The sequence below is a fragment of the Microbacterium awajiense genome (assembly GCF_039536545.1).
GTDB lineage: Bacteria > Actinomycetota > Actinomycetes > Actinomycetales > Microbacteriaceae > Microbacterium > Microbacterium awajiense.
This window is the reverse complement of the sequence record NZ_BAAAYU010000005.1, coordinates 1,241,144-1,259,541: the sequence shown is the minus strand read 5'-3', so window position 1 is coordinate 1,259,541 and position 18,398 is coordinate 1,241,144. Positions and strand designations below refer to the sequence as shown.

Here is an 18,398-nt window from a genome sequence, read left to right as displayed (position 1 = left end):
CGGCGCCGGCGGTCTCAGGGTCGGCGGGCAGCAGTCCGGCCAGTCGCGCGAGGCCGGCGTCGAGCGCGGCGACGTCGCTCGGCGTCGCCCCCTTCTGCGGGCCGAAGACGGCGGCGGCTCCGCGGTCACCCAGCAGCGGATTCACGACATCGGTCAACACCACGGCGCCACCGCGGGGCAGCGGTCGCACCCCGGTGAGGTCGGCGGACGCGAGGTCGGCGAGGCCGCGCGCACCGCCGGCGGTCGGCCGGCCCGCGGCATCCGTGAACCGGGCGCCGAGCTCGGTGAGCAGGCCCGTGCCGCCGTCGGTCGACGCGCTCGACCCGATGCCGAGGACGAGCCGCGACACTCCGTGGTCGAGCGCGGCGCGGATGGCCTGACCGAAACCGCGGGTGTCGGCGTCGAGCGGCTGCAGGGCGGCCGGCGTGCCGAGCAGCTCGATTCCGCTCGTGCTCGCGAGCTCGACCACGCCGATCCCGCCCGGATCCAGATCGGTGGCGGGAAGCAGTAACCAGGACGCGTCGACCCGGCGACCGTGCGGCCCGGTCACGGTCACCGGCATCCGCCGCGCCCCGGCGACGGCGGCGGCGAAGGCATCGAGCGTGCCTTCTCCGCCGTCGGCCATGGGCCGCAGCACCACGGCGTCCGCGGCAGCGGACGAGCGCCACCCCGCGGCCAGGGCCTCGGATGCCGCCGCGGCACCGATCGTGCCCTTGAACGAGTCGAGCGCGACGACGACGGTGCGAGGCATGCGCCCATTGTCGCGCATGGCGCAGGAAAGCGCTATCCGCGCCGGGGGGGCATCGTGCTCGCGCGCTCGACGAGGCGTGTGGGAACGAGGCCGACCGAGGTCGACTCCCCTTCGATACCGGCGATCAGAGCGTGCACCGCCCGCTCGCCCAGCTCGTCGAAGTCCTGGCGCACCGTGGTCAGCGGCGGGCGGTAGTCGGCGGCGTCCGCCACGTCGTCGAAGCCGACCACGCTCACGTCTTCGGGCACTCGGCGACCGGCTTCGGCGAGGGCGCGCATCGCCCCGAGCGCCATCTGGTCGTTGGCGGCGAAGAGCGCGGTGATGGCATCCGGCATCCGCTCGACGATGGCGCGGTGCCCGGAGGCCGCACTCCAGTCGCCGCGGAGCGGCACCGGCGCGGCGACCCCGGCATCCGCGAGGGCGTCGCGCCAGCCCGCTTCGCGCTCGGCGGCCGCGAACGACGAAGCCGGCCCGGCGAGGTGATGCACGGCGGCGTGGCCGAGGGCGAGCAGGTGCGTCGTCGCCGCCCGCGCGCCGCCCCGGTGGTCGGACTGCACGATGCCGACGCTGCCGCCGGCGCGTCCGGGGGGCGCATCCACCACGACGAGATGCAGACCGGTCGGGATCGTGGCGGATTCGGTGGCGGCGGTGGCTTCGTTGAGCACGACGACGCCGTCCACACCCTGTTCGCCGAACTGCGCGAGCGCCGCCGAGACGCCGTCGGGGCCGCCGAGGGTCAGCACGGTCAGGGCGTAGCCGCGGGATGCCGCCGCCTCGGCGACGGCCTGCAGCATCCGCGAATTGCCGACCGACGCCAGAGTCGTCGCGAGCAGCCCGAGCGTCTGCGTGCGGCCGGTGCGCAGGGCCCGCGCCGCGCGGTGCGGGCGGTAGCCGAGCTCGGCCATCGCGCGCTCCACACGTTGCCGCGTGGCGGCGTCCACACGGGGGCTCGAGTTCACCACCCGCGAGACGGTCTGCCCCGAGACGCCGGCACGCGCCGCGACGTCGGCCATCGACACCCGCCGCTGCATCCGGTCTCCTCTCGGCCGCGAGCCGAACTCCTGCGTTCCCGCCGATGTTGACGTTAGCATGGCCGATCCGTAGCATGTTGACGTGAACATTCCGGAGTTCGGCACCGAGGCCGCCCCCGCCACAGCGCTCGGCGCCGGCGTCGTGAAGCGCCCCACCCGCCTGGCCGACGGCCGCGAGCTGATCTACTACGACGACCCCGGCACGACGCTCGGCGCCGACCGCGCCGTCGACGCCCGCACCCTCGCCGCGCGGCCCGAGACGGCGTCGATGCGACAGGACGTGCTCACCGGCGACTGGATCACCGTCGCCGCGGGCCGGCAGAACCGCGTCATGATGCCGAGCGCCGACGCCGACCCGCTCGCACCGCAGACGCCGACGAACCCCAGCGAGATCCCGAGCCGCTACGACGTCGCCGTCTTCGAGAACCGCTCCCCCGCGTTCGGTCCGGCACTGACGGATGCCGTCGGCTCGGCCCCCGCGGCGTCGAACCCGCCCCGAGGCCTCGACGATCTGACCCACCTCGGCCTCGGCCGCATGCGCACATCGGTCGGCCGCTGCGAGGTCGTGTGCTTCAGCCCCGAGCACGCCGGCTCGTTCGGCACGCAGTCGGTCACCCGCGCACGGACGGTCATCGAGGCGTGGGCGGACCGCACCGCCGCACTGTCGGCGCTGCCGGGCATCGAGCAGGTCTTCCCCTTCGAGAACCGCGGCGAGGCGATCGGCGTCACCCTGCCGCATCCGCACGGTCAGATCTACGCCTACCCGTACGTGACCCCGCGCACGACGCGTCTGCTCGACGGCATCGACCGCACCGCGCCCGACCTGTTCGAGCGCATCCTCGCCTTCGAACGGTCCGGCGAACGCGTGGTGCTGCAGGGCGAGCACTGGACCGCGTTCGTGCCCTTCGCCGCGCGGTGGCCGATCGAGGTGCACCTGATGCCCCACCGCCACGTCCCCGATCTCGCGGGGCTCGACGACGCCGAGCGCGACGAGCTCGCCCCGCTCTATCTGCGGCTGCTGCGCGGCGTCGACGCACTGTACGACACCCCGACCGCCTACATCGCGGCGTGGCACCAGGCGCCCGTGCACGTCGGCCGCGACACCGTTCGCCTGCGTCTTGAGCTGACCAGCCCGCGCCGCGGGGCCGACAAGCTCAAGTTCCTCGCCGGATCCGAGGCCGCGATGGGCGCGTGGGCCGCCGAGATCCCGCCCGAGGTCTCGGCCGAACGCCTGCGCGCGGCGATCGCGACCGTTCCCGAGGTGATCGCGTGACCGCGGCATCCGAGGCTCGCGCCCTGTTCGCCGCCCGGTTCGGCCACGAACCCGCCGGCACGTGGTCGGCGCCGGGGCGCGTCAACCTCATCGGCGAGCACACCGACTACAACGACGGCTTCGTGCTGCCGTTCGCGATCCAGCACCGCACGCACGTCGCGCTCGGCCCGCGCGCGGATGCCGTCATCCGCGTGGTCTCGACCTTCGACGACGCCGCGGTCGAGCTCGACGTCGCGCGACTCGACGCCGTCTTCCCCGCCGAACGCGAGACCGTCGCCGAATGGGCGCGCTACCCGCTCGGTGTCGCGTGGGCGCTGCTGCGCGCCACCGAGGTCGATCCGGCGACCGTGCCCGGCATCGACCTCGCGTTCGCCTCCGACGTGCCGGTCGGGGCCGGTCTGTCGTCATCGGCGGCGATCGAGGGCGCCACGGCGATCGCGCTCACCGAGACCTGGGGTCTCGACCTCGACCGCGTCGCTCTCGCCCAGGTCGGCCGCACCGCCGAGAACGAGGCGGTCGGCGCCCCCACCGGCATCATGGACCAGATGGCGTCGATGCTCGGCCGCCGCGACGCCGCGATCTTCCTCGACTGCCGCTCGCTCGACGCCGTGACCGTCGACCTCGGTTTCGACGCCGCAGGCCTCGCCCTCGTCGTCATCGACACGAACGTCACGCACGCGCACTCGACCGGCGGCTACCGCGAGCGCCGCGCGGCGTGCGAACGGGGCGCGGCCGCCCTCGGCGTGCCCGCGCTGCGCGACGTCTCCGAGCACGACCTCGAGCGTCTCGCCGGCCTCGTCGACGACACGACGTTCCGCCGTGTCCGCCACGTCGTGACCGAGGACCAGCGGGTTCTCGACGCCGTGCGCACGCTGCGCGAGCAGGGGCCGACCGCCATCGGCGACCTTCTCGTCGCCTCGCACGCGTCGATGCGCGACGACTTCGAGATCTCGGTCCCCGAGCTCGACACGGCGGTCGAGGCCGCACTCGACGCCGGCGCGCTCGGCGCCCGCATGACCGGGGGCGGCTTCGGCGGCGCGGCGATCGCGCTGGTCACCCGCGACCACGTCGACGCCGTGACGGATGCCGCCCACGCCGCGTTCGCGGCATCCGGCTTCGCCGCCCCGACCGTGTTCACGGTGGCGCCGTCGCCGGGCGCCGCGCGCGACGCCTGACCGATCGCCCCCCCGGCCACCGCGAAGAGAGCGACCCCGACACTTCCCCGTCACCGTCAAGACCTTCCGATGACGGATGCCGCGGCCTAGCGTCGAACCAGCGACGGGGCATCCGGCCCCCACGGAAGGAGCGGACATGGCCTGCATCACGGTCGGCACCGAGAACTCGGCCGACGTCGAGCTGTACTACACGGACCAGGGATCGGGGCAGCCGGTCGTGCTGATCCACGGCTTCCCGCTCGACGGCGAGTCGTGGGGCAGGCAGCAGGCGGCGCTGCTGGATGCCGGCTACCGCGTGATCGCCTACGACCGCCGCGGCTTCGGCGCGTCGACGAAGGCCGGCTCCGGGTACGACTACGACACGTTCGCCGCGGACCTGCACGCCCTCATGGAAGACCTCGACCTGCGCGACGCTGTGCTCGTCGGCTTCTCGATGGGCACCGGAGAGGTCGTCCGCTACCTGTCCCGCTACGGCAGCGCCCGCGTCGCGAAGGCCGCGCTGCTCGGGGCGCTCCAGCCGTTCCTCCTCAAGACCGACGACAACCCGGCCGGCGCCGGGCCGCAGGAGTTCTTCGACGGCATCGCGCAGTCGGTGCGCGATGACCGCTACGCGTTCATCGCCGGCTTCTTCACGGACTTCTACAACCTCGACGACTTCCTCGGCGACCGCATCTCGAAGGAGGCCGTCGACGCGAGCGTGCAGACGGCGAACCGTGCCGGCAACACCGCGATCGCCGCCGCGCCCCTCACATGGCCGACCGACTTCCGCGACGACATCCCCCACATCACGGTGCCGACGCTGATTCTGCACGGCACGGCCGACAACATCCTGCCGATCGACGTGACCGCCCGGCGCCTGCGCGAGTTGCTGCCGGACGCCACCTATGTCGAGCTCGAGGGCGCGCCCCACGGTCTGCTGTGGACGCACGCCCCCGAGGTCAACGAGGTGCTGCTGGCTTTCCTGCGCAGCTGAATCGGGCTGCGCAGGTCGGTCTCAGCTCAGGCCTGCGGCTGGGCCGCGTTGGCCATCGCGATGAGTCCGTCGATCATCTCGGCGCTGACGCCACCGCCGTCGCCGGTGAGCCCGGACAGCATGGTGAGGCGACCGATCGGGAACGAGCCCATCATCTGCATCATGTCGACCCCCTCGGGCATCACCGAGGCGGCGCCGTTCATCGAGCCCATCATGTCGGCCAGCGCGGCCTGCACCATGGGCCCGGCGACGGGGTGGGCGAAGACCTCGGCGAGCGTCGAGGTGCGCGAGAGCGGCAGCACGACGACGTCGCCGTCGACCTCGACCGTGGCCGACGCGCGCAGATCACGGCTCGACGCCGCGATGTCGATGGCGTACTGCCCACCCTCGACGACCCAGCGGTCGGCGGCGACGTGCCAGTATGCGAGATCCTGTCGACGCACCGTCAGGCTGACCTCACGGGTCTCGCCTGCGTCGAGGGCGACCGAGGCGAACGCCTTCAGCTCACGCACGGGTCGCTGCACGGTCGAGCCCGGCAGCGACGTGTAGACCTGCACGATCTCGCGGCCCGCGCGCGCGCCGGTGTTGGTCACCGAGACGGTCACGGCGATGTCGCCCGAGGCATCCACCGAGGCGGTCGCCTCGTCGTACGCGAACGTCGTGTACGAGAGTCCGTGGCCGAACGGGTACGCGACCTCCAGCTTGCGGGCGTCGTACCAGCGGTAGCCGACGAACAGGCCCTCGCCGTAGCGGGTGTGCGAGCTCTCGCCGGGGAAGTCGAGGAAGGCGGGGCTGTCCTCGAGGCGCACCGGGATGGTCTCGGTGAGCTTGCCCGACGGGTTCACCTCGCCGAAGAGCACGTCGGCGGTCGCGCCTCCGCCGGCCTGCCCGAGCAGCCATCCCTCGATGATCGCGGGGACCTTCTCAGCGAACGGCAGCGCGACCACCCCGCCGTTGGAGAGCACGACCACGACGTTCGGGTTCGCGGCGACGACCGCGTCGAGCAGCGCGAGCTGGTCGTCGGGCAGGTCGATGTCGGTGCGATCGTAGCCTTCCGACTCGAGGCGCGCGGGGAGACCGAGGAACACCACGGCGACCTCGGCGGCGGATGCCGCAGCCACGGCCTCGTCGCGCAGACGCGCGGTCTCGTCGGCGGAGACCTCGGCGGCGACGCTGAAGCCCTGCGCGTAGGCGACCTCGCCGTCGGCGAGCGTGCGGATCTCGTCGAGCGCGTTGTCGAGGCGCGTCGGGCTGATCAGCGACGAACCGGCGCCCTGGTACCGTGCCTCGGCGGCGAACGAACCGATCACCGCGAGACGCGCGTCGCGGCGCAGCGGCAGCACATCGCCGTCGTTCTTCAGCAGCACGATCGAGCGGCCGGCCGCCTCGCGGGCGAGCGCGTGGTGGGCCTCGACGTCGAGCGGGCCCTCGATCGATCCGGCTCCGGCCTGCGATTTGCGCACCAGGTCGATGACCCGGCCGGCGGCGACGTCGACGACCGACTCGTCGAGCGAGCCGTCCTGCACGGCGGCGACGATCTGCGCGTCGGTGACACCGTTCGACGACGGCATCTCGAGGTCGAGCCCGGCGGCGATGCCGGCGACGCGCTCATTGACGGCGCCCCAGTCCGAGACCACCACACCCTCGAAGCCCCACTCGTCACGCAGCACCTCGGTGAGCAGCCACGGGTCCTCGGACGCGTACACGCCGTTGATCCGGTTGTACGAGCACATGACGGTCCAGGGCTGGGCGTCCTGCACCACGCGCTGGAAGCCGCGCAGGTAGATCTCGCGCAGCGGACGCGGGTCGACGTCGGAGCTCGAGCGCATCCGGTCGTTCTCCTGGTTGTTGGCCGCGAAGTGCTTGAGCGAGGTGCCCACGCCCTTCGACTGGATGCCGTTCACGATCGCGGCGCCGAGCACGCCCGAGACGATGGGGTCTTCCGAGAGGTACTCGAAGTTGCGACCGCACAGCGGCGAGCGCTTGATGTTGATGCCGGGGCCGAGCAGCACCGCGACGTTCTCGATCGCCGTCTCGGTGCCCAGTGCCTCGCCGACACGGTGGACGAGGTCGACGTCCCACGACGAGCCGAGCCCGACGGCGGGCGGGAAGCAGGTCGCGGGCACGCTGTCGCCGATGCCGAGGTGGTCGCCGCCTTCACGCTGCTTGCGCAGGCCGTGCGGGCCGTCGGTGACCATGATCGCGGGGATGCCCACGCGCTCGACGGGCTTGGTGTACCAGAAGCTCGCGCCGCTGGTCAGCGAGGCCTTCTCTTCGAGGGTGAGGTCCGCGAGGGATGCCTCGACCTCGGTGATGGTGGTGTCGGTCATGATCGACGTCCTTTCGTGGGGTGAGTGGCGGGGTGAGCGAGTGCGGGGTCAGCGGACGGACTTGATCGGCCAGACGGCGAAGGCGCCGAGGATGCCGAGTGCGATCGCGACCGGAAACAGGCCCTGGTAGCCGAAGAGGAGCACGATCGCCCCCGAGAGACCGGGCGCGAGCGTCTGCGGAAGCGTCGCCGCGATGTTGACGACCCCGAGGTCTTTGGCGAACGACTTCGCCGACGGCAGCACCTGGCTGATGAGCGCGGTGTCGACGGCCTGGAACATGCCGAATCCGAAGCCCGCGATGAAGGTCATGATCATCCAGGCGGTGAGGTCCTGCCACATCCACGGCAGCAGGAACCCGAGCGCCACGACGGCGGCCGAGGCGAACACGAACGGCTTGCGACGGCCGAGCCGGTCGGACAGCGGCCCCGACACGACCGTCGAGATGACGATGCCCACGAGGCTCAGCAGGCCGAGCAGCGGGATGACGGTCTCGGGGTTCTCGACGCCGAAGTAGTACTGCAGCAGGTAGAGCTGGTACCCGGTGACCGCGAAGTAGCCCGTGTAGAGCAGCAGGCGTCCGGTGAACGCCCAGAAGAAGTCGGGGTGCGTGATCGGGTTGACCCAGAAGGTCTTGGCGAACTCGCGCAGGTCGAACGGCTCCGGCTTCATGTCGGTGCTCGAATAGTCGGGGTTGAAGACCACCAACAGCGCGAGCACGACCACGGCGAGCACGGCGAAGGTGATGTAGCCGAGGGCGATGGTGTTGAAGAAGAGCGACCCGACGATCTGGCCGCCCAGCGCGCCGACCATGAGGCCGATGCCGGTCAGTGCGGCGAAGGTGCCGCGGCGGGCGTTGGGCACACGGTCGGGCATGACCGCCGACAGCGGGCCCTGCGCGAAGTTGAAGCAGATCTGCACCAGCGTCCACGCGACGATGAAGCCGACGAGCGTCTCGGCGAAGGCGAGGCCCACCAGGGCCAGCGCGCCGGCGACGGCGCCGACCAGCATCCATGGCGCGCGACGGCCGAATCGCGAGCGCGTGCGGTCGGAGATCTGGCCCGCGATCGGCTGCGCGATCATTGCGGCGCACGCGCCGATCGTCGACACGATCGCCAGGTTGGCGACGTTGATCTGATCCTGCTCGCCGAACGCGAGGGTGATCTGCTGGGGCAGCAGGATGCCGGGGATCGCGCCCCACAGCATGAAGATGCCGATGTTGGCGGGGACGATCCACACCATGAGGCGGCGCAGGCCGGTGATCGGCGGCGGCGGATCGTCGGTGCCGGAGGCCTCGGCGAGGAAGGTGTTCTCGGTCATCGGCTCTGCGATGCGTTCGGGGGTGTCTGACATCGTCGTCATGGTCCTTTCGGCGTCCTCCATGGCCCGCCAGTGAAAACCTTACGTCATTTGGTTTTGGGAAATCAAGTGACGTTCGGTTTACTGGGCACATGGCACAACGGGGTTCATACGCGAAGGGCGTGGCCAAGCGCGAGGAGATCCTCACGACCGCGCTCGAGGTGATCGCGCGCGAGGGGTTCCGCGGCGCATCCGTGAAGGAGCTCGCCGACGCGGTCGGGCTCAGCCAGGCGGGCCTGCTCCACTACTTCGACAGCAAGGAAGAGCTCTTCGCCGAGATCCTGCGCAAGCGCGACGAAGTCGACTCGGCGGCGTTCGGTGACGTCTCCGACCCATCCGAGATCACGCTGGCCGATCTGGAGCGCGGATACGTGCAGGTCGTGCGCCACAACGCCGATGTGGCGGGTCTGGTCCAGCTGTTCGCGCGACTGTCGGTGGATGCCGCCGAGCCGCAGCATCCCGCCCACGAGTACTTCATCGAGCGCGGTCGAACGCTGCGCCGGATGATCACGGGGGCCGTCGCACAGGCGCAGGCCGATGGATCGGTGTCTGACCGCGTCGACGCCGACACGATCGCGCGCCTGTTCCAGGCCGTCGCCGACGGCCTGCAGGTGCAGTGGATGCTCGAGCCCGACATCGACATGGCCGCGGCCGTGGAGGCGCTGTTCGAGCTGGTCTTCGCGAAGGAGCACGACACCGATGCCGCATCCTGAGGGACCGATCGTCACCACCGCGGCGGGCGACGTCCGCGGCCTCTGGCGCGGCGCGCCCGGGGCCGGCGGCTCGGCCGCCTTCCTCGGCATCCCGTTCGCCCAGCCCCCCGTCGGCGAGCTGCGGTTCGCCGCGCCGGTGCCCGTCGAACCCTGGGACGGTGTTCGCGAGGCGACCGAGTACGGGGCGACGCCGCAACGCGGCGACACCGGGATCACGCTGATCCCCGAGCCGTCGGTGCCGGGCGACTCGACGCTCAACGTCAACGTGTTCACCCCCGCCCCGGGGATGACGGACGCGGGAATGCCCGTGCTGGTCTACATCCACGGCGGCGGCTACGTGTCGGGCTCTCCCGCGAGCGCCTGGTACGACGGCATCTCGTTCAACCGCGACGGCATCGTCACCGTCACCGTGTCGTACCGCCTGGGGTTCGACGGCTTCGGCCACATCGAAGGTGCGCCCTCGAACCGCGGGGTGCGCGATTGGCTGGCGGCGCTGGAGTGGGTGCAGCGCAACATCGCCGCGTTCGGCGGCGACCCCGGCCGAGTCACGATCGCGGGACAGTCCGCCGGCGGCGGCGCGGTGCTCACACTGCTCGGGATGCCGCAGGCGCAGCACCTCTTCCACGGGGTCTGGGCGCTCTCGGGCGCGACCGCCGACGTGCCCGCCGAGCGGGCGCGAACCCTGTCGGCCAAGCTTGCGAACCTCGCCGGCGTCGCGCCGACCCGCGAGGGCTTCGCCACCGTCGGCGAGGTGCGCCTGCGCGACTTGCAGACCGACGCCGACAAGCCGCACTCGGCCAGCCCCGTCGCACCGATCCGCGCGCTGCTCGAGGACGGACTGCCGTTCGGGCCGGAGGTCGACGGCGAACTGCTGCCGCGGCCGACACTCGACTCGATCCGGGCCGGCGTCGGCGCCGACAAGCCCCTGGTCCTCGGGTCGATGGACGACGAGTTCACGATGGTCGCCGACCAGCACCGCGACCGCCTCCGGATCATCCCTGCCTCCGTCGCGCTGCGGGTGCTCGGTCTCGACCACGATGTCGCCCGTCGGTACCTCGCCGCGAACCCCGACGCCCGCGCGAAGGGCACGGCCGCCGTTCTCGGCCGCTATGTCACCGACGAGATCTTCCGGACCCTGGTCGTGCGGGTGGCCGAAGCACGCGGCGACGCCCCGACGTGGGCGTACCGGTTCACCTGGGCATCGCCGACCCGCGGCTGGGCGCTGCACTGCCTCGACGTCCCGTTCTGGTTCGACCATCTCGAGGCCGACGGCGTCGACGCGATCGCCGGGGACGCGCCGCCCAGATCGCTCGCCGAGGCCGTGCACGGCTCAGCGTCCGCCTTCCTGCGCGAGGGCGATCCGGGCTGGACGCCGTGGTCGGCCAGACCCGGCGCGACGCGCATGTTCGGCACCGCGGCATCCGTCGCCGATGTGATCCCCGACGGCTACGCGAGTGTCCGTCCGCTGCTGCGCGCCGCGACGGAACCGGGTCGGCTCAGCTCAGCGCGGGGATGACGTCGCGCTCGAACAGGTCGACGCCCGAACGATCGTAGGCGTGCTCGGGGAAGTAGTGGATCGCGTAGTCCAGACCCCGCGCCCGCAGCCCGTCGATCCGCTCGCACACCTGCTCGACGGTGCCCACCAGGGCGCTGCCCGACCGGTAGTCGTTCATGTAACCTTCGGTCGCCTCGCCGAGGAACGGCGCGACGCGCGCCTCGATGCGGTCGAGCCGTTCGGCGACCTCGCCCTCGGTCTCACCGACCACGGTGTTGAAGTTCGCGCTGCGCACGACCTCGGCCGCGTCGCGCCCGAGGTGCGCGCAGTGCCCCTCGAAGACATCGCGCTTGTGCGAGAAGGTCTCGGGATTGCTGGACCAGTTGACGTAGTCGGCGTACTGCGCGGCGATGCGCAGCGTCACCTTCTCGCCGCCCCCGGCGATCCACAGTGGGATGCCGCCCTCCTGCAGCGGAAGCGGCCGCACGATCGCGCCGTCGACCTGGTAGTGCCGGCCGTCGAAGGTCGCGGTGCCGGTGCGCCAGGCATCCCGCATGATCTGCACGCCTTCGTCGAGCATGCCGAGCCGATCACCGACGCGGGGGAAGCCGTAGCCGTAGGCGCGCCACTCGTGCTCGTACCAGCCGCCGCCGATGCCCATCTCGACGCGCCCGCCCGAGATGACGTCGACCGTCGCGGCGACCTTGGCGAGGTACGCCGGATTGCGATAGCCCATGCACGTGCACATCTGACCGAGCCGGATGCGGCTGGTCGACGCGGCGAACGCCGACATGAGCGTCCACGCTTCGTGAGTGGCCTCCTCGGAGGGCACCGGCGTGGTGTGGAAGTGGTCGTACACCCACAGCGACTCCCACGGCCCCTCATCGGCGCGCTGGGCCAGCGTCGCCATCACCCGCCAATGGTCCGCGGTGTCGATGCCGACGAGGTCGTGACGCCAGCCCTGGGGGATGAAGGTTCCGAAGCGCATGGGCTCCAGCCTATGGGAACGCTCCCCGAGGGCGAGGTCAGCGGGCGTCGGTCCCGGAAACCACCGCTCGGTCGTCGGGCGCACCGGCGACGACCTGTGCGTGCGGCATCCGCTGGCGCATGACCGAGACCGCGTCGGGGTTCGAGTCGACGAGCACCGCGTCGCGTCCGAGCGCCGAGGCGACCGCCCCCGTCGTCCCGCTGCCGGCGAACAGGTCGAGCACGAGGTCACCGGGTCGGGTGGATGCCTGCACGATGCGGCGCAGCACGCCTTCGGGCTTCTGGGTGGGATAGCCGGTCTTCTCGCGGCCGGTCGTCGGCACGATCGTGTGCCACCACACGTCGGTCGGCAGCTTGCCGCGCGCCGCCTTCTCGGGCGTCACGAGGCCGGGCGCCATGTAGGGCTCGCGGTCGACGGTCTCGGAGTCGAACCAGTACCGGTCGGGGTTCTTGACGTAGACGAGGATCGTGTCGTGCTTGGTCGGCCATCGACGCCGCGTCTTCGCCCCGTAGTCGTACGCCCAGATCAGCTCGTTGAGGAACCGGTCGCGGCCGAAGAGGGCGTCGAGCAGAACCTTGGCGTAGTGGGCCTCTCGGTAGTCGAGGTGCAGGTAGAGCGTGCCGTCGTCGGCGAGCAGGCGCCACGCCTCGAGGAGGCGCGGCTCGAGATAGCCCCAGTAGTCGTCGAAACGGTCGTCGTACACGCGCAGGTCGCCGCGCAGCCGCTCGTACTCGCGTCCGTGGAATCCGCGTCGCACGATGCCGGGGGCCTCGCCCACGGGGCGGGCCGTCTCGATCGCGCGTTCCCGGGTGCGGCCCGTATTGAACGGGGGGTCGAGGTAGATCAGCGTGAACGTCTCGCTCGCGAGCGCGGCCGCGACGGCGAGGTTGTCGCCATGGTGGATCTCGACGCGTCCCCGCCCGGACTCGCTCACGGCACGCGGCGCAGCCAGGCGTCGGTCGCGAATTTCGATTCGACGAGCGCTGCGGCCTCAGCGTATTCCTCGTCGGTGATATGGCCGGGCACGGCGCCGTAGAGGGTGGCGAAGGTCTGCTCGAACCGCTCGACGATCGCCTCGCGCGCCAGTCCCGACTGGCGCCGGAGGGGGTCGACGCGCTTCGCCGCCGAGGCGGTGCCCTTGTCGCTGAGCTTCTCTCGGCCGATGCGCAGCACCTCGGTCATCATCTGGCCGTCCATGTCGTAGCTGAGCGTCGCGTGGTGCAGCACTCCGCCGTTGGCGAGCCGCTTCTGCGCCGCGCCGCCGATCTTGCCCTGCGGGGAGGCGATGTCGTTGAGGGGCTGGTAGGTCGCCTCGATCCCGAGCGACCGCAGTGCCTGCAGCACCCAGTCGTCCAGGAACGCGTAGGAGTCGGCGAACGTCATGCCCGCGACGAGGGATGCCGGGACATACAGCGAGTAGGTGATGATGGCGTTCGCGGCCATCAGCATCGCACCGCCTCCCGAGATGCGCCGCACGACGTCGAAGCCGTGGCGCTGGGCGCCCTCGGGGTCGACCTCGTTGCGCAGCGATTGGAACGAGCCGATCACGACCGCGGATTCATCCCATTCCCAGATGCGCAGCGTGGGGCGACGCCGACCGTCTCCGACGCGTCCGGTGAGCACCTCGTCGAGCGCGAGGTTCATGCGCGGCGAGACCGGCCGCTCGTGCACGATCTCCCAGTCGAAGTCGCGCCATCCCGGCGCGGTGACCAGTGCACGGCGCACCGCGGTGCCGACCGCCTCGGGGGTGAAGCCGAGCAGCTGCGCCCCGTCGGGAAGAGCACCTCGCACCGCCGCGGCGATCGCCGTGACGTCCGACTCGATCGGCAGTCCGTTGACCGCCGCGTCGATGTCGTCGAGAGCCGAGTCGGGCTCGAGGAAGAAGTCGCCCGCGAGGTGGAACTCGGCGATCGTCCCGTCGCGCTCCTCGAGGTCGACGACGACGAGTTTGCCTCCGGGGACCTTGTATTCGCCGTGCATGGCTCTCAGCCTAGGGCCCCGCGGTCGACGGGTTCGGGGCGCGTCCCCTGCATTCGGGGCGCGGGAGCGGCGCCCCGGGAGCAGGGATCGCGCCCCGAACCGGGTCTCGGTCTGTCAGGAGGTGCAGGCGGCCCCGTCGGCCCAGAAGATCCACGGGGTGTCGGCTCCGCCCTTCACCGAGAGCACCGCGTCATGGCCGGGCCGGCTGCTGCCGGCGAGGGTGACGACCGGCCCGCTCTGCGATGCCGCGCCGTGTGAGGCACCCGAGACCCGCTGGTCGCCGGACCAGACGAAGCGCAGCGACCACGCGCTGCCCGCGCCGGACACATCGACCTTCGCGGCGGATGCCTTGCCCTTGCCGTTCGCACTCCATGCGACATCGCACGTCAACGGCTCCAGCGCCGGTGCCGACAGCGCGATGAGCTCGCGCGCCTGCTCGACGAACCACTGGCCGGCGGCCGGATCCTCCATCCCGCGTTCGGGATCGAGGGGTCCGCCCGTACCGCGGTAGCACTTGCCGTCGGACTCGCCCGGCACCTTGATCCACAGGTAGGCATCGACGAACGGATCGGCGACATCGGTCGTCGGGGCCTCGCCCGCACCGCGGTCGGGCGGGTTGCACCACACCTCGGGGTCGGCCCCGTCGGGTGCGCCGGGGTAGGGCTCGGACGGGCCCGCCCACGGACCCTGTCCGTTGCGACTCGTGTCGAGCACGAAGTGGGCCTGCGCCGCGGGGTCGCGGGTCACGCCGGTGTCGGCGTAGGCCTGCTGGTAGGCGGCATCCGTCAGCCCCCACGTCGAGAAGTCGTTGGGGTCGGCCGGATAGTACTGGCTCGCGCACCAGGCCGCCTGCCACCACGAGTTCTGCGACAGGTTGATGCAGTCCGAGATCCACGTGCCGTACTTCACGAGCCGCTCGGTCTCGACGTAGTTCGAGGCGTTCAGGAAGAAGCCCGCGGTCCGCTCGACCCCCGCCTTCACGAGGCGGTCGGTGACGTCGCCCACGCCGAGCCATCCGCTGTGGGTGCCATCGAGGTAGACCGACGTCGCCGCGAGCGCGCCGAAGGCGTCGACCGCGTGGTTGAGCTGCGCATAGCGGTCGTCTGCGGCCGTCGCGGGGTCGAGCTGCTCGGGCTGACACCATTCCAGGTTGCCGTTGATGTCGGTGTTCCACGGGATGATGCCGAGGCCGTCCGGCTCGAGGATGACGGTCGCCGCGCGGTCGCCGATCCCCGCAGCCAGGCCGTCGATCCATGCCACGTACTCGGCGGTGTCGCGCGCGCCGCCGGCGGAGTACTGCGAGCAGTCGCGATAGGGCAGGTTGTAGGCGACCAGCACCGGCATCTGGCCCGCCGCGGTCGCGGCATCCACATACTCGCGTGCCTCGAGCGCGACCTCGGCCGGCGTGCCCTTGGTGAACCACTCGGCAGAAGGGATGCTGCCCAGCAGCTGCGCGTCGTCGCGAGCCTGTCCGCTCAGCGACTGGGCCGCCTCGAGGGTCGTGCTGAACGGGTTGACGAACAGGTCGGAGCCGGGAAGGCCCGGCTCGGCGGCGCCGGCGGCGCTCGCACCGAGCGGTGCGGCGATGGCCGCGGCGAGTACGGCGGCTGCGCCGAGCGCGAGCGCCCGGCGTCGGGGGGTGGTTGGCATGCGGTTCTCCTCGGTCCTCGTCGACCGACGCCGGCTCATCGTCCGAGCGGCGTCCGGTGCGGAGTGTGGGAGCGCTCCCACGCCACGCATCGGAGCCAGGATGGCCGATGCGCCCGGCCCGCGTCAACCCCCGGCTCAGCCGCGCTCGGCGAAGCGGCTGTCGAGCCAGGCAAGCAGATCGGCGCGGACGAGCGCCTGGCTCGCATCGTTGAAGATCTCGTGGCGTGCGTCGGGGTAGACGAGCGTGGTCACGTCGGTGAGCCCCGAGCGGGCGCGGTAGGCATCGGCCAGCCGGTGCACGCTGCGGGGTCCGGCGAGCGGGTCGTCGCGCCCCACCATGAGCAGCATCGCGATGTCGTGTCCGAGGTTGCGCCGCGGCTTGCCGAGAGCCGCACGCAGCGTGTCGATCGGCCCGAACAGCCGCTGCATCGGCACCTCGGTCGACAGAGGGTCGTCGAGGAACGCCCGCCCCACCGAGTGGTCGGAGGCCAGCCACTCGGCGCCCGTCGCGTCGGAACCCTTCCACGCAGCGTTCAGATCGCCCGAGTTCAGCGACCCCGGCCAGCGCAGCGCCGAGCCGCTCAGTACGACGGCGTCATACGCCTCGGGGTGGTCGTTCAGGAGCTTCTGCGCGAGGAACGAGCCCCACGAGTGGCCGAGCAGCACGAGGGGCAGGCCGGGGTTCTCGTCGCGGATCAGCTGCGTGAACTGCCACACGGCCGCGACGGCGGCGCGATGGCCGCCGGGGCCGAGCCGGCCGAGCTTGGACGCATCGCCCCCGTGCTGGGCCATTCCGGTGCGGCCGTGGCCGCGGTGGTCATCGGCATAGACGGTGTAGCCGCCCTCGACCAGCGCGTCGATGAGGGCCGCGTACCGACCGGCGTGCTCGCCGACACCGTGCGCCAGCTGCACGACGGCGCGGGGGCTGTGGGCGGGGTGGCGATCGTAGGTGATCGCGATCCCGTGTGCGTCGATGAACTCGGGCATGGGCCGAGTCTAGGGTGCGTGGGCTACTCACTCGCTCTCCGGTATTTTGCTAGATAAGCTAGCGATCCATGAGGGACATGTCTTCGCGCCGATGGATGGGCCTGGTGGTCATCAGCGTCGCGGTTTCGCTGATCATCGTCGACTCGACCATCGTCAACGTCGCGATTCCGGCCATCGTCGAAGACCTCGACCTCTCGTCGACCGAGGTGCAATGGGTGCAGGAGGCGTACACCCTCGTCTTCGCCGCGCTGCTCCTGCTGTTCGGAAGCCTCGCCGACCGATGGGGCAGAAGGCGGATGCTGCTGATCGGGGTGGTCGTCTTCTCGGTGTCGTCGGTGCTCGCCGCCCTCGCGCCCAGCGCCGAACTGCTGATCCTCGCCCGGCTCGTCCAGGGCGTCGGTGGCGCGATGATGCTGCCCACGACGCTGTCGCTCATCAACGCGACCTTCCGCGGCCGCGAGCGCGGCATCGCCTTCGCCGTGTGGGGCTCGACGATCGGCGGGATGGCGGCGGTCGGCCCCCTCCTCGGAGGCTGGCTCACCACGGTGTACTCATGGCGCTGGGCGTTCGGGATCAACATCCCGCTCGGCATCGCGATCGTGATCGGCGTGGTTCTGACTGTCGCCGAATCGAAGGAGGCTCGACGTCGAGGCCTCGACCTCGTCGGCGCCGCCCTGTCGGTCGTGCTGTTCGGATCGCTCGTGTTCGCTCTCATCGAAGGGCGCACGTTGGGGTGGTGGACGTCGGCGGAGCCGTTCGAGATCGGCGGCTTCACGTGGCCCGGGTCGCTCTCACCCGTGCCGATCGCGTTCGCGGTGGCGATGATCGCGGCGGCGATGTTCATCGGGTGGGAGCTGCGACGCAGTCGCGCGGGTCGCGGCACCCTCATCGAACCCTCGCTCTTCCGCATCGCATCCTTCACCAACGGGAATGTCGCCGCGCTGGTCGTATCGCTGGGCGAGTTCGGGATCATCCTGTCGCTTCCGCTGTGGCTGCAGTTCGTGCTCGGCTTCGACGCCCTGCAGACCGGGCTGATCCTGCTGGCGCTCGCCGGCGGGTCCTTCCTCGCCAGCGGTGTGGCCGGAGGACTCAGCGGCCGGGTCCCGGCGGTGATCGTGGTGCGTGCCGGCATCGTCGCTGAGATCGTCGGCATCGTCTGGGTGGGCATCGTGATCGCGCCGGATGCCGCGTGGGGCTGGCTGATCCCCGCCCTCGCCGTCTACGGCTTCGGAGTCGGCCTTGCCACCGCCCAGCTCACCGGCGTCATCCTCGACGACGTCCCGGTCGAGCTGTCGGGGCAGGGCTCGGGCACCCAGTCCACCGCCCGTCAGGTCGGGGCGGCGCTGGGGATCGCGGTGCTCGGCACCATCCTGTTCACCAGCACCGCCGGCATCCTGGGCGCGAAGCTGGATGACCGCGGCGTTGCGGCGGATCAGCGCGACCAGGTGGTGTCGGCCGTCGTCGACAGTGCGGGCGGGGCGATCGCCGACCTCGAACAGAACCCGCAGACCGCCGACGCGGCGGAGGACGCGAAAGAGGCGTTCTCCGACGGCACGAAGCTCGCCGCGTTCGCGGCAGCGGGCTTCCTGGGACTGGGGCTGATCGCGACGCTCCCGCTCGGCCGCCCGGCGCGCGACCGTCCGCGCCCCGCGCACGCCGCCCCACCGGCATCGCGTTGAGGGCGCGGGCCGATGGC

14 protein-coding genes and 1 pseudogene are annotated in these 18,398 nt (G+C 71.5%); 6 read left to right on the top strand and 9 right to left on the bottom strand.

All coding sequences use genetic code 11. From position 1 onward, the window contains the following. Positions 1–751, bottom strand: a pseudogene (locus ABD663_RS12510) (glycerate kinase); the annotation flags it as partial. Positions 752–783: 32 nt separating this feature from the next. Continuing rightward, a complete protein-coding gene (locus ABD663_RS12505; RefSeq protein ID WP_344740239.1) occupies positions 784–1,764 on the bottom strand; it encodes a LacI family DNA-binding transcriptional regulator in 981 nt (326 codons plus the stop codon). Positions 1,765–1,864: 100 nt separating this feature from the next. Here ABD663_RS12505 and galT point away from each other — a divergent pair, with 100 nt between their 5' ends. From galT to ABD663_RS12490, 3 genes are all read left to right on the top strand, one after another. Beyond that, entirely contained in the window at positions 1,865–3,055 is a 1,191-nt protein-coding gene (galT, locus tag ABD663_RS12500) for a galactose-1-phosphate uridylyltransferase (RefSeq protein WP_344739027.1), read from the top strand. Beyond that, positions 3,052–4,230 carry a galactokinase gene (galK, locus tag ABD663_RS12495; RefSeq protein ID WP_344739025.1) on the top strand — a complete coding sequence of 393 codons (1,179 nt, stop codon included), beginning with the start codon at positions 3,052–3,054 and terminating at the stop codon, positions 4,228–4,230. Before galT ends, galK begins: the two co-directional genes overlap by 4 nt. Positions 4,231–4,366: 136 nt before the next feature. Continuing rightward, entirely contained in the window at positions 4,367–5,203 is an 837-nt protein-coding gene (locus ABD663_RS12490; protein WP_344739023.1) for an alpha/beta fold hydrolase, read from the top strand. 26 nt (positions 5,204–5,229) lie between these two features. On the opposite strand, the gene ABD663_RS12485 is transcribed toward ABD663_RS12490, so the two are convergent. Together ABD663_RS12485 and ABD663_RS12480 are read right to left on the bottom strand one after the other, a co-directional pair. After that, positions 5,230–7,533 carry a glycoside hydrolase family 3 C-terminal domain-containing protein gene (locus ABD663_RS12485; RefSeq protein WP_344739021.1) on the bottom strand — a complete coding sequence of 768 codons (2,304 nt, stop codon included), beginning with the start codon at positions 7,531–7,533 and terminating at the stop codon, positions 5,230–5,232. 48 nt (positions 7,534–7,581) lie between these two features. After that, on the bottom strand, positions 7,582–8,883 hold the full coding sequence (locus ABD663_RS12480; protein WP_344739019.1) for an MFS transporter: 1,302 nt from the start codon (positions 8,881–8,883) through the stop codon (positions 7,582–7,584). A gap of 98 nt (positions 8,884–8,981) precedes the next feature. On the opposite strand from ABD663_RS12480, the gene ABD663_RS12475 reads away from it, so the two are divergent. After that, on the top strand, positions 8,982–9,602 hold the full coding sequence (locus tag ABD663_RS12475; protein WP_344739017.1) for a TetR/AcrR family transcriptional regulator: 621 nt from the start codon (positions 8,982–8,984) through the stop codon (positions 9,600–9,602). Then, the gene (locus tag ABD663_RS12470) at positions 9,589–11,118 is read left to right on the top strand and encodes a carboxylesterase/lipase family protein (protein WP_344739015.1); all 1,530 of its coding nucleotides are present in this window, start codon (positions 9,589–9,591) and stop codon (positions 11,116–11,118) included. Before ABD663_RS12475 ends, ABD663_RS12470 begins: the two co-directional genes overlap by 14 nt. On the opposite strand, the gene ABD663_RS12465 is transcribed toward ABD663_RS12470, so the two are convergent. The 5 genes from ABD663_RS12465 to ABD663_RS12445 form a co-directional block, all read right to left on the bottom strand. Continuing rightward, the gene (locus ABD663_RS12465; protein WP_344739013.1) at positions 11,099–12,085 is read right to left on the bottom strand and encodes an LLM class F420-dependent oxidoreductase; all 987 of its coding nucleotides are present in this window, start codon (positions 12,083–12,085) and stop codon (positions 11,099–11,101) included. The genes ABD663_RS12470 and ABD663_RS12465 overlap by 20 nt on opposite strands. 37 nt (positions 12,086–12,122) lie before the next feature. Continuing rightward, positions 12,123–13,019, bottom strand: coding sequence for a DNA-methyltransferase (locus ABD663_RS12460; protein ID WP_344739011.1), 897 nt, complete (start codon positions 13,017–13,019; stop codon positions 12,123–12,125). After that, on the bottom strand, positions 13,016–14,065 hold the full coding sequence (lplAB, locus tag ABD663_RS12455; RefSeq protein WP_344739009.1) for a lipoate-protein ligase LplAB: 1,050 nt from the start codon (positions 14,063–14,065) through the stop codon (positions 13,016–13,018). The genes ABD663_RS12460 and lplAB overlap by 4 nt, the downstream gene beginning before the upstream one ends. A 114-nt stretch (positions 14,066–14,179) precedes the next feature. Next, a complete protein-coding gene (locus tag ABD663_RS12450) occupies positions 14,180–15,715 on the bottom strand; it encodes a glycoside hydrolase family 6 protein (RefSeq protein WP_344739007.1) in 1,536 nt (511 codons plus the stop codon). 135 nt (positions 15,716–15,850) lie between these two features. Then, a complete protein-coding gene (locus tag ABD663_RS12445; protein ID WP_344739005.1) occupies positions 15,851–16,702 on the bottom strand; it encodes an alpha/beta fold hydrolase in 852 nt (283 codons plus the stop codon). Positions 16,703–16,770: 68 nt separating this feature from the next. On the opposite strand from ABD663_RS12445, the gene ABD663_RS12440 reads away from it, so the two are divergent. Continuing rightward, a complete protein-coding gene (locus tag ABD663_RS12440; protein WP_344739002.1) occupies positions 16,771–18,381 on the top strand; it encodes a DHA2 family efflux MFS transporter permease subunit in 1,611 nt (536 codons plus the stop codon). Positions 18,382–18,398 lie beyond the last annotated feature (17 nt).

What these genes read in the sequence shown, in the direction of transcription:
- ABD663_RS12440 (WP_344739002.1), top strand. Translation starts at nt 16,771, where the DNA reads ATGAGGGACATGTCTTCGCGCCGATGGATGGGCCTGGTGGTCATCAGC.
- ABD663_RS12445 (WP_344739005.1), bottom strand. Translation starts at nt 16,702, where the DNA reads ATGCCCGAGTTCATCGACGCACACGGGATCGCGATCACCTACGATCGC.
- ABD663_RS12470 (WP_344739015.1), top strand. Translation starts at nt 9,589, where the DNA reads ATGCCGCATCCTGAGGGACCGATCGTCACCACCGCGGCGGGCGACGTC.
- ABD663_RS12490 (WP_344739023.1), top strand. Translation starts at nt 4,367, where the DNA reads ATGGCCTGCATCACGGTCGGCACCGAGAACTCGGCCGACGTCGAGCTG.
- ABD663_RS12450 (WP_344739007.1), bottom strand. Translation starts at nt 15,715, where the DNA reads ATGCCAACCACCCCCCGACGCCGGGCGCTCGCGCTCGGCGCAGCCGCC.
- ABD663_RS12505 (WP_344740239.1), bottom strand. Translation starts at nt 1,764, where the DNA reads ATGGCCGACGTCGCGGCGCGTGCCGGCGTCTCGGGGCAGACCGTCTCG.
- ABD663_RS12465 (WP_344739013.1), bottom strand. Translation starts at nt 12,085, where the DNA reads ATGCGCTTCGGAACCTTCATCCCCCAGGGCTGGCGTCACGACCTCGTC.
- ABD663_RS12480 (WP_344739019.1), bottom strand. Translation starts at nt 8,883, where the DNA reads ATGTCAGACACCCCCGAACGCATCGCAGAGCCGATGACCGAGAACACC.
- ABD663_RS12475 (WP_344739017.1), top strand. Translation starts at nt 8,982, where the DNA reads ATGGCACAACGGGGTTCATACGCGAAGGGCGTGGCCAAGCGCGAGGAG.
- ABD663_RS12485 (WP_344739021.1), bottom strand. Translation starts at nt 7,533, where the DNA reads ATGACCGACACCACCATCACCGAGGTCGAGGCATCCCTCGCGGACCTC.
- lplAB (WP_344739009.1), bottom strand. Translation starts at nt 14,065, where the DNA reads ATGCACGGCGAATACAAGGTCCCCGGAGGCAAACTCGTCGTCGTCGAC.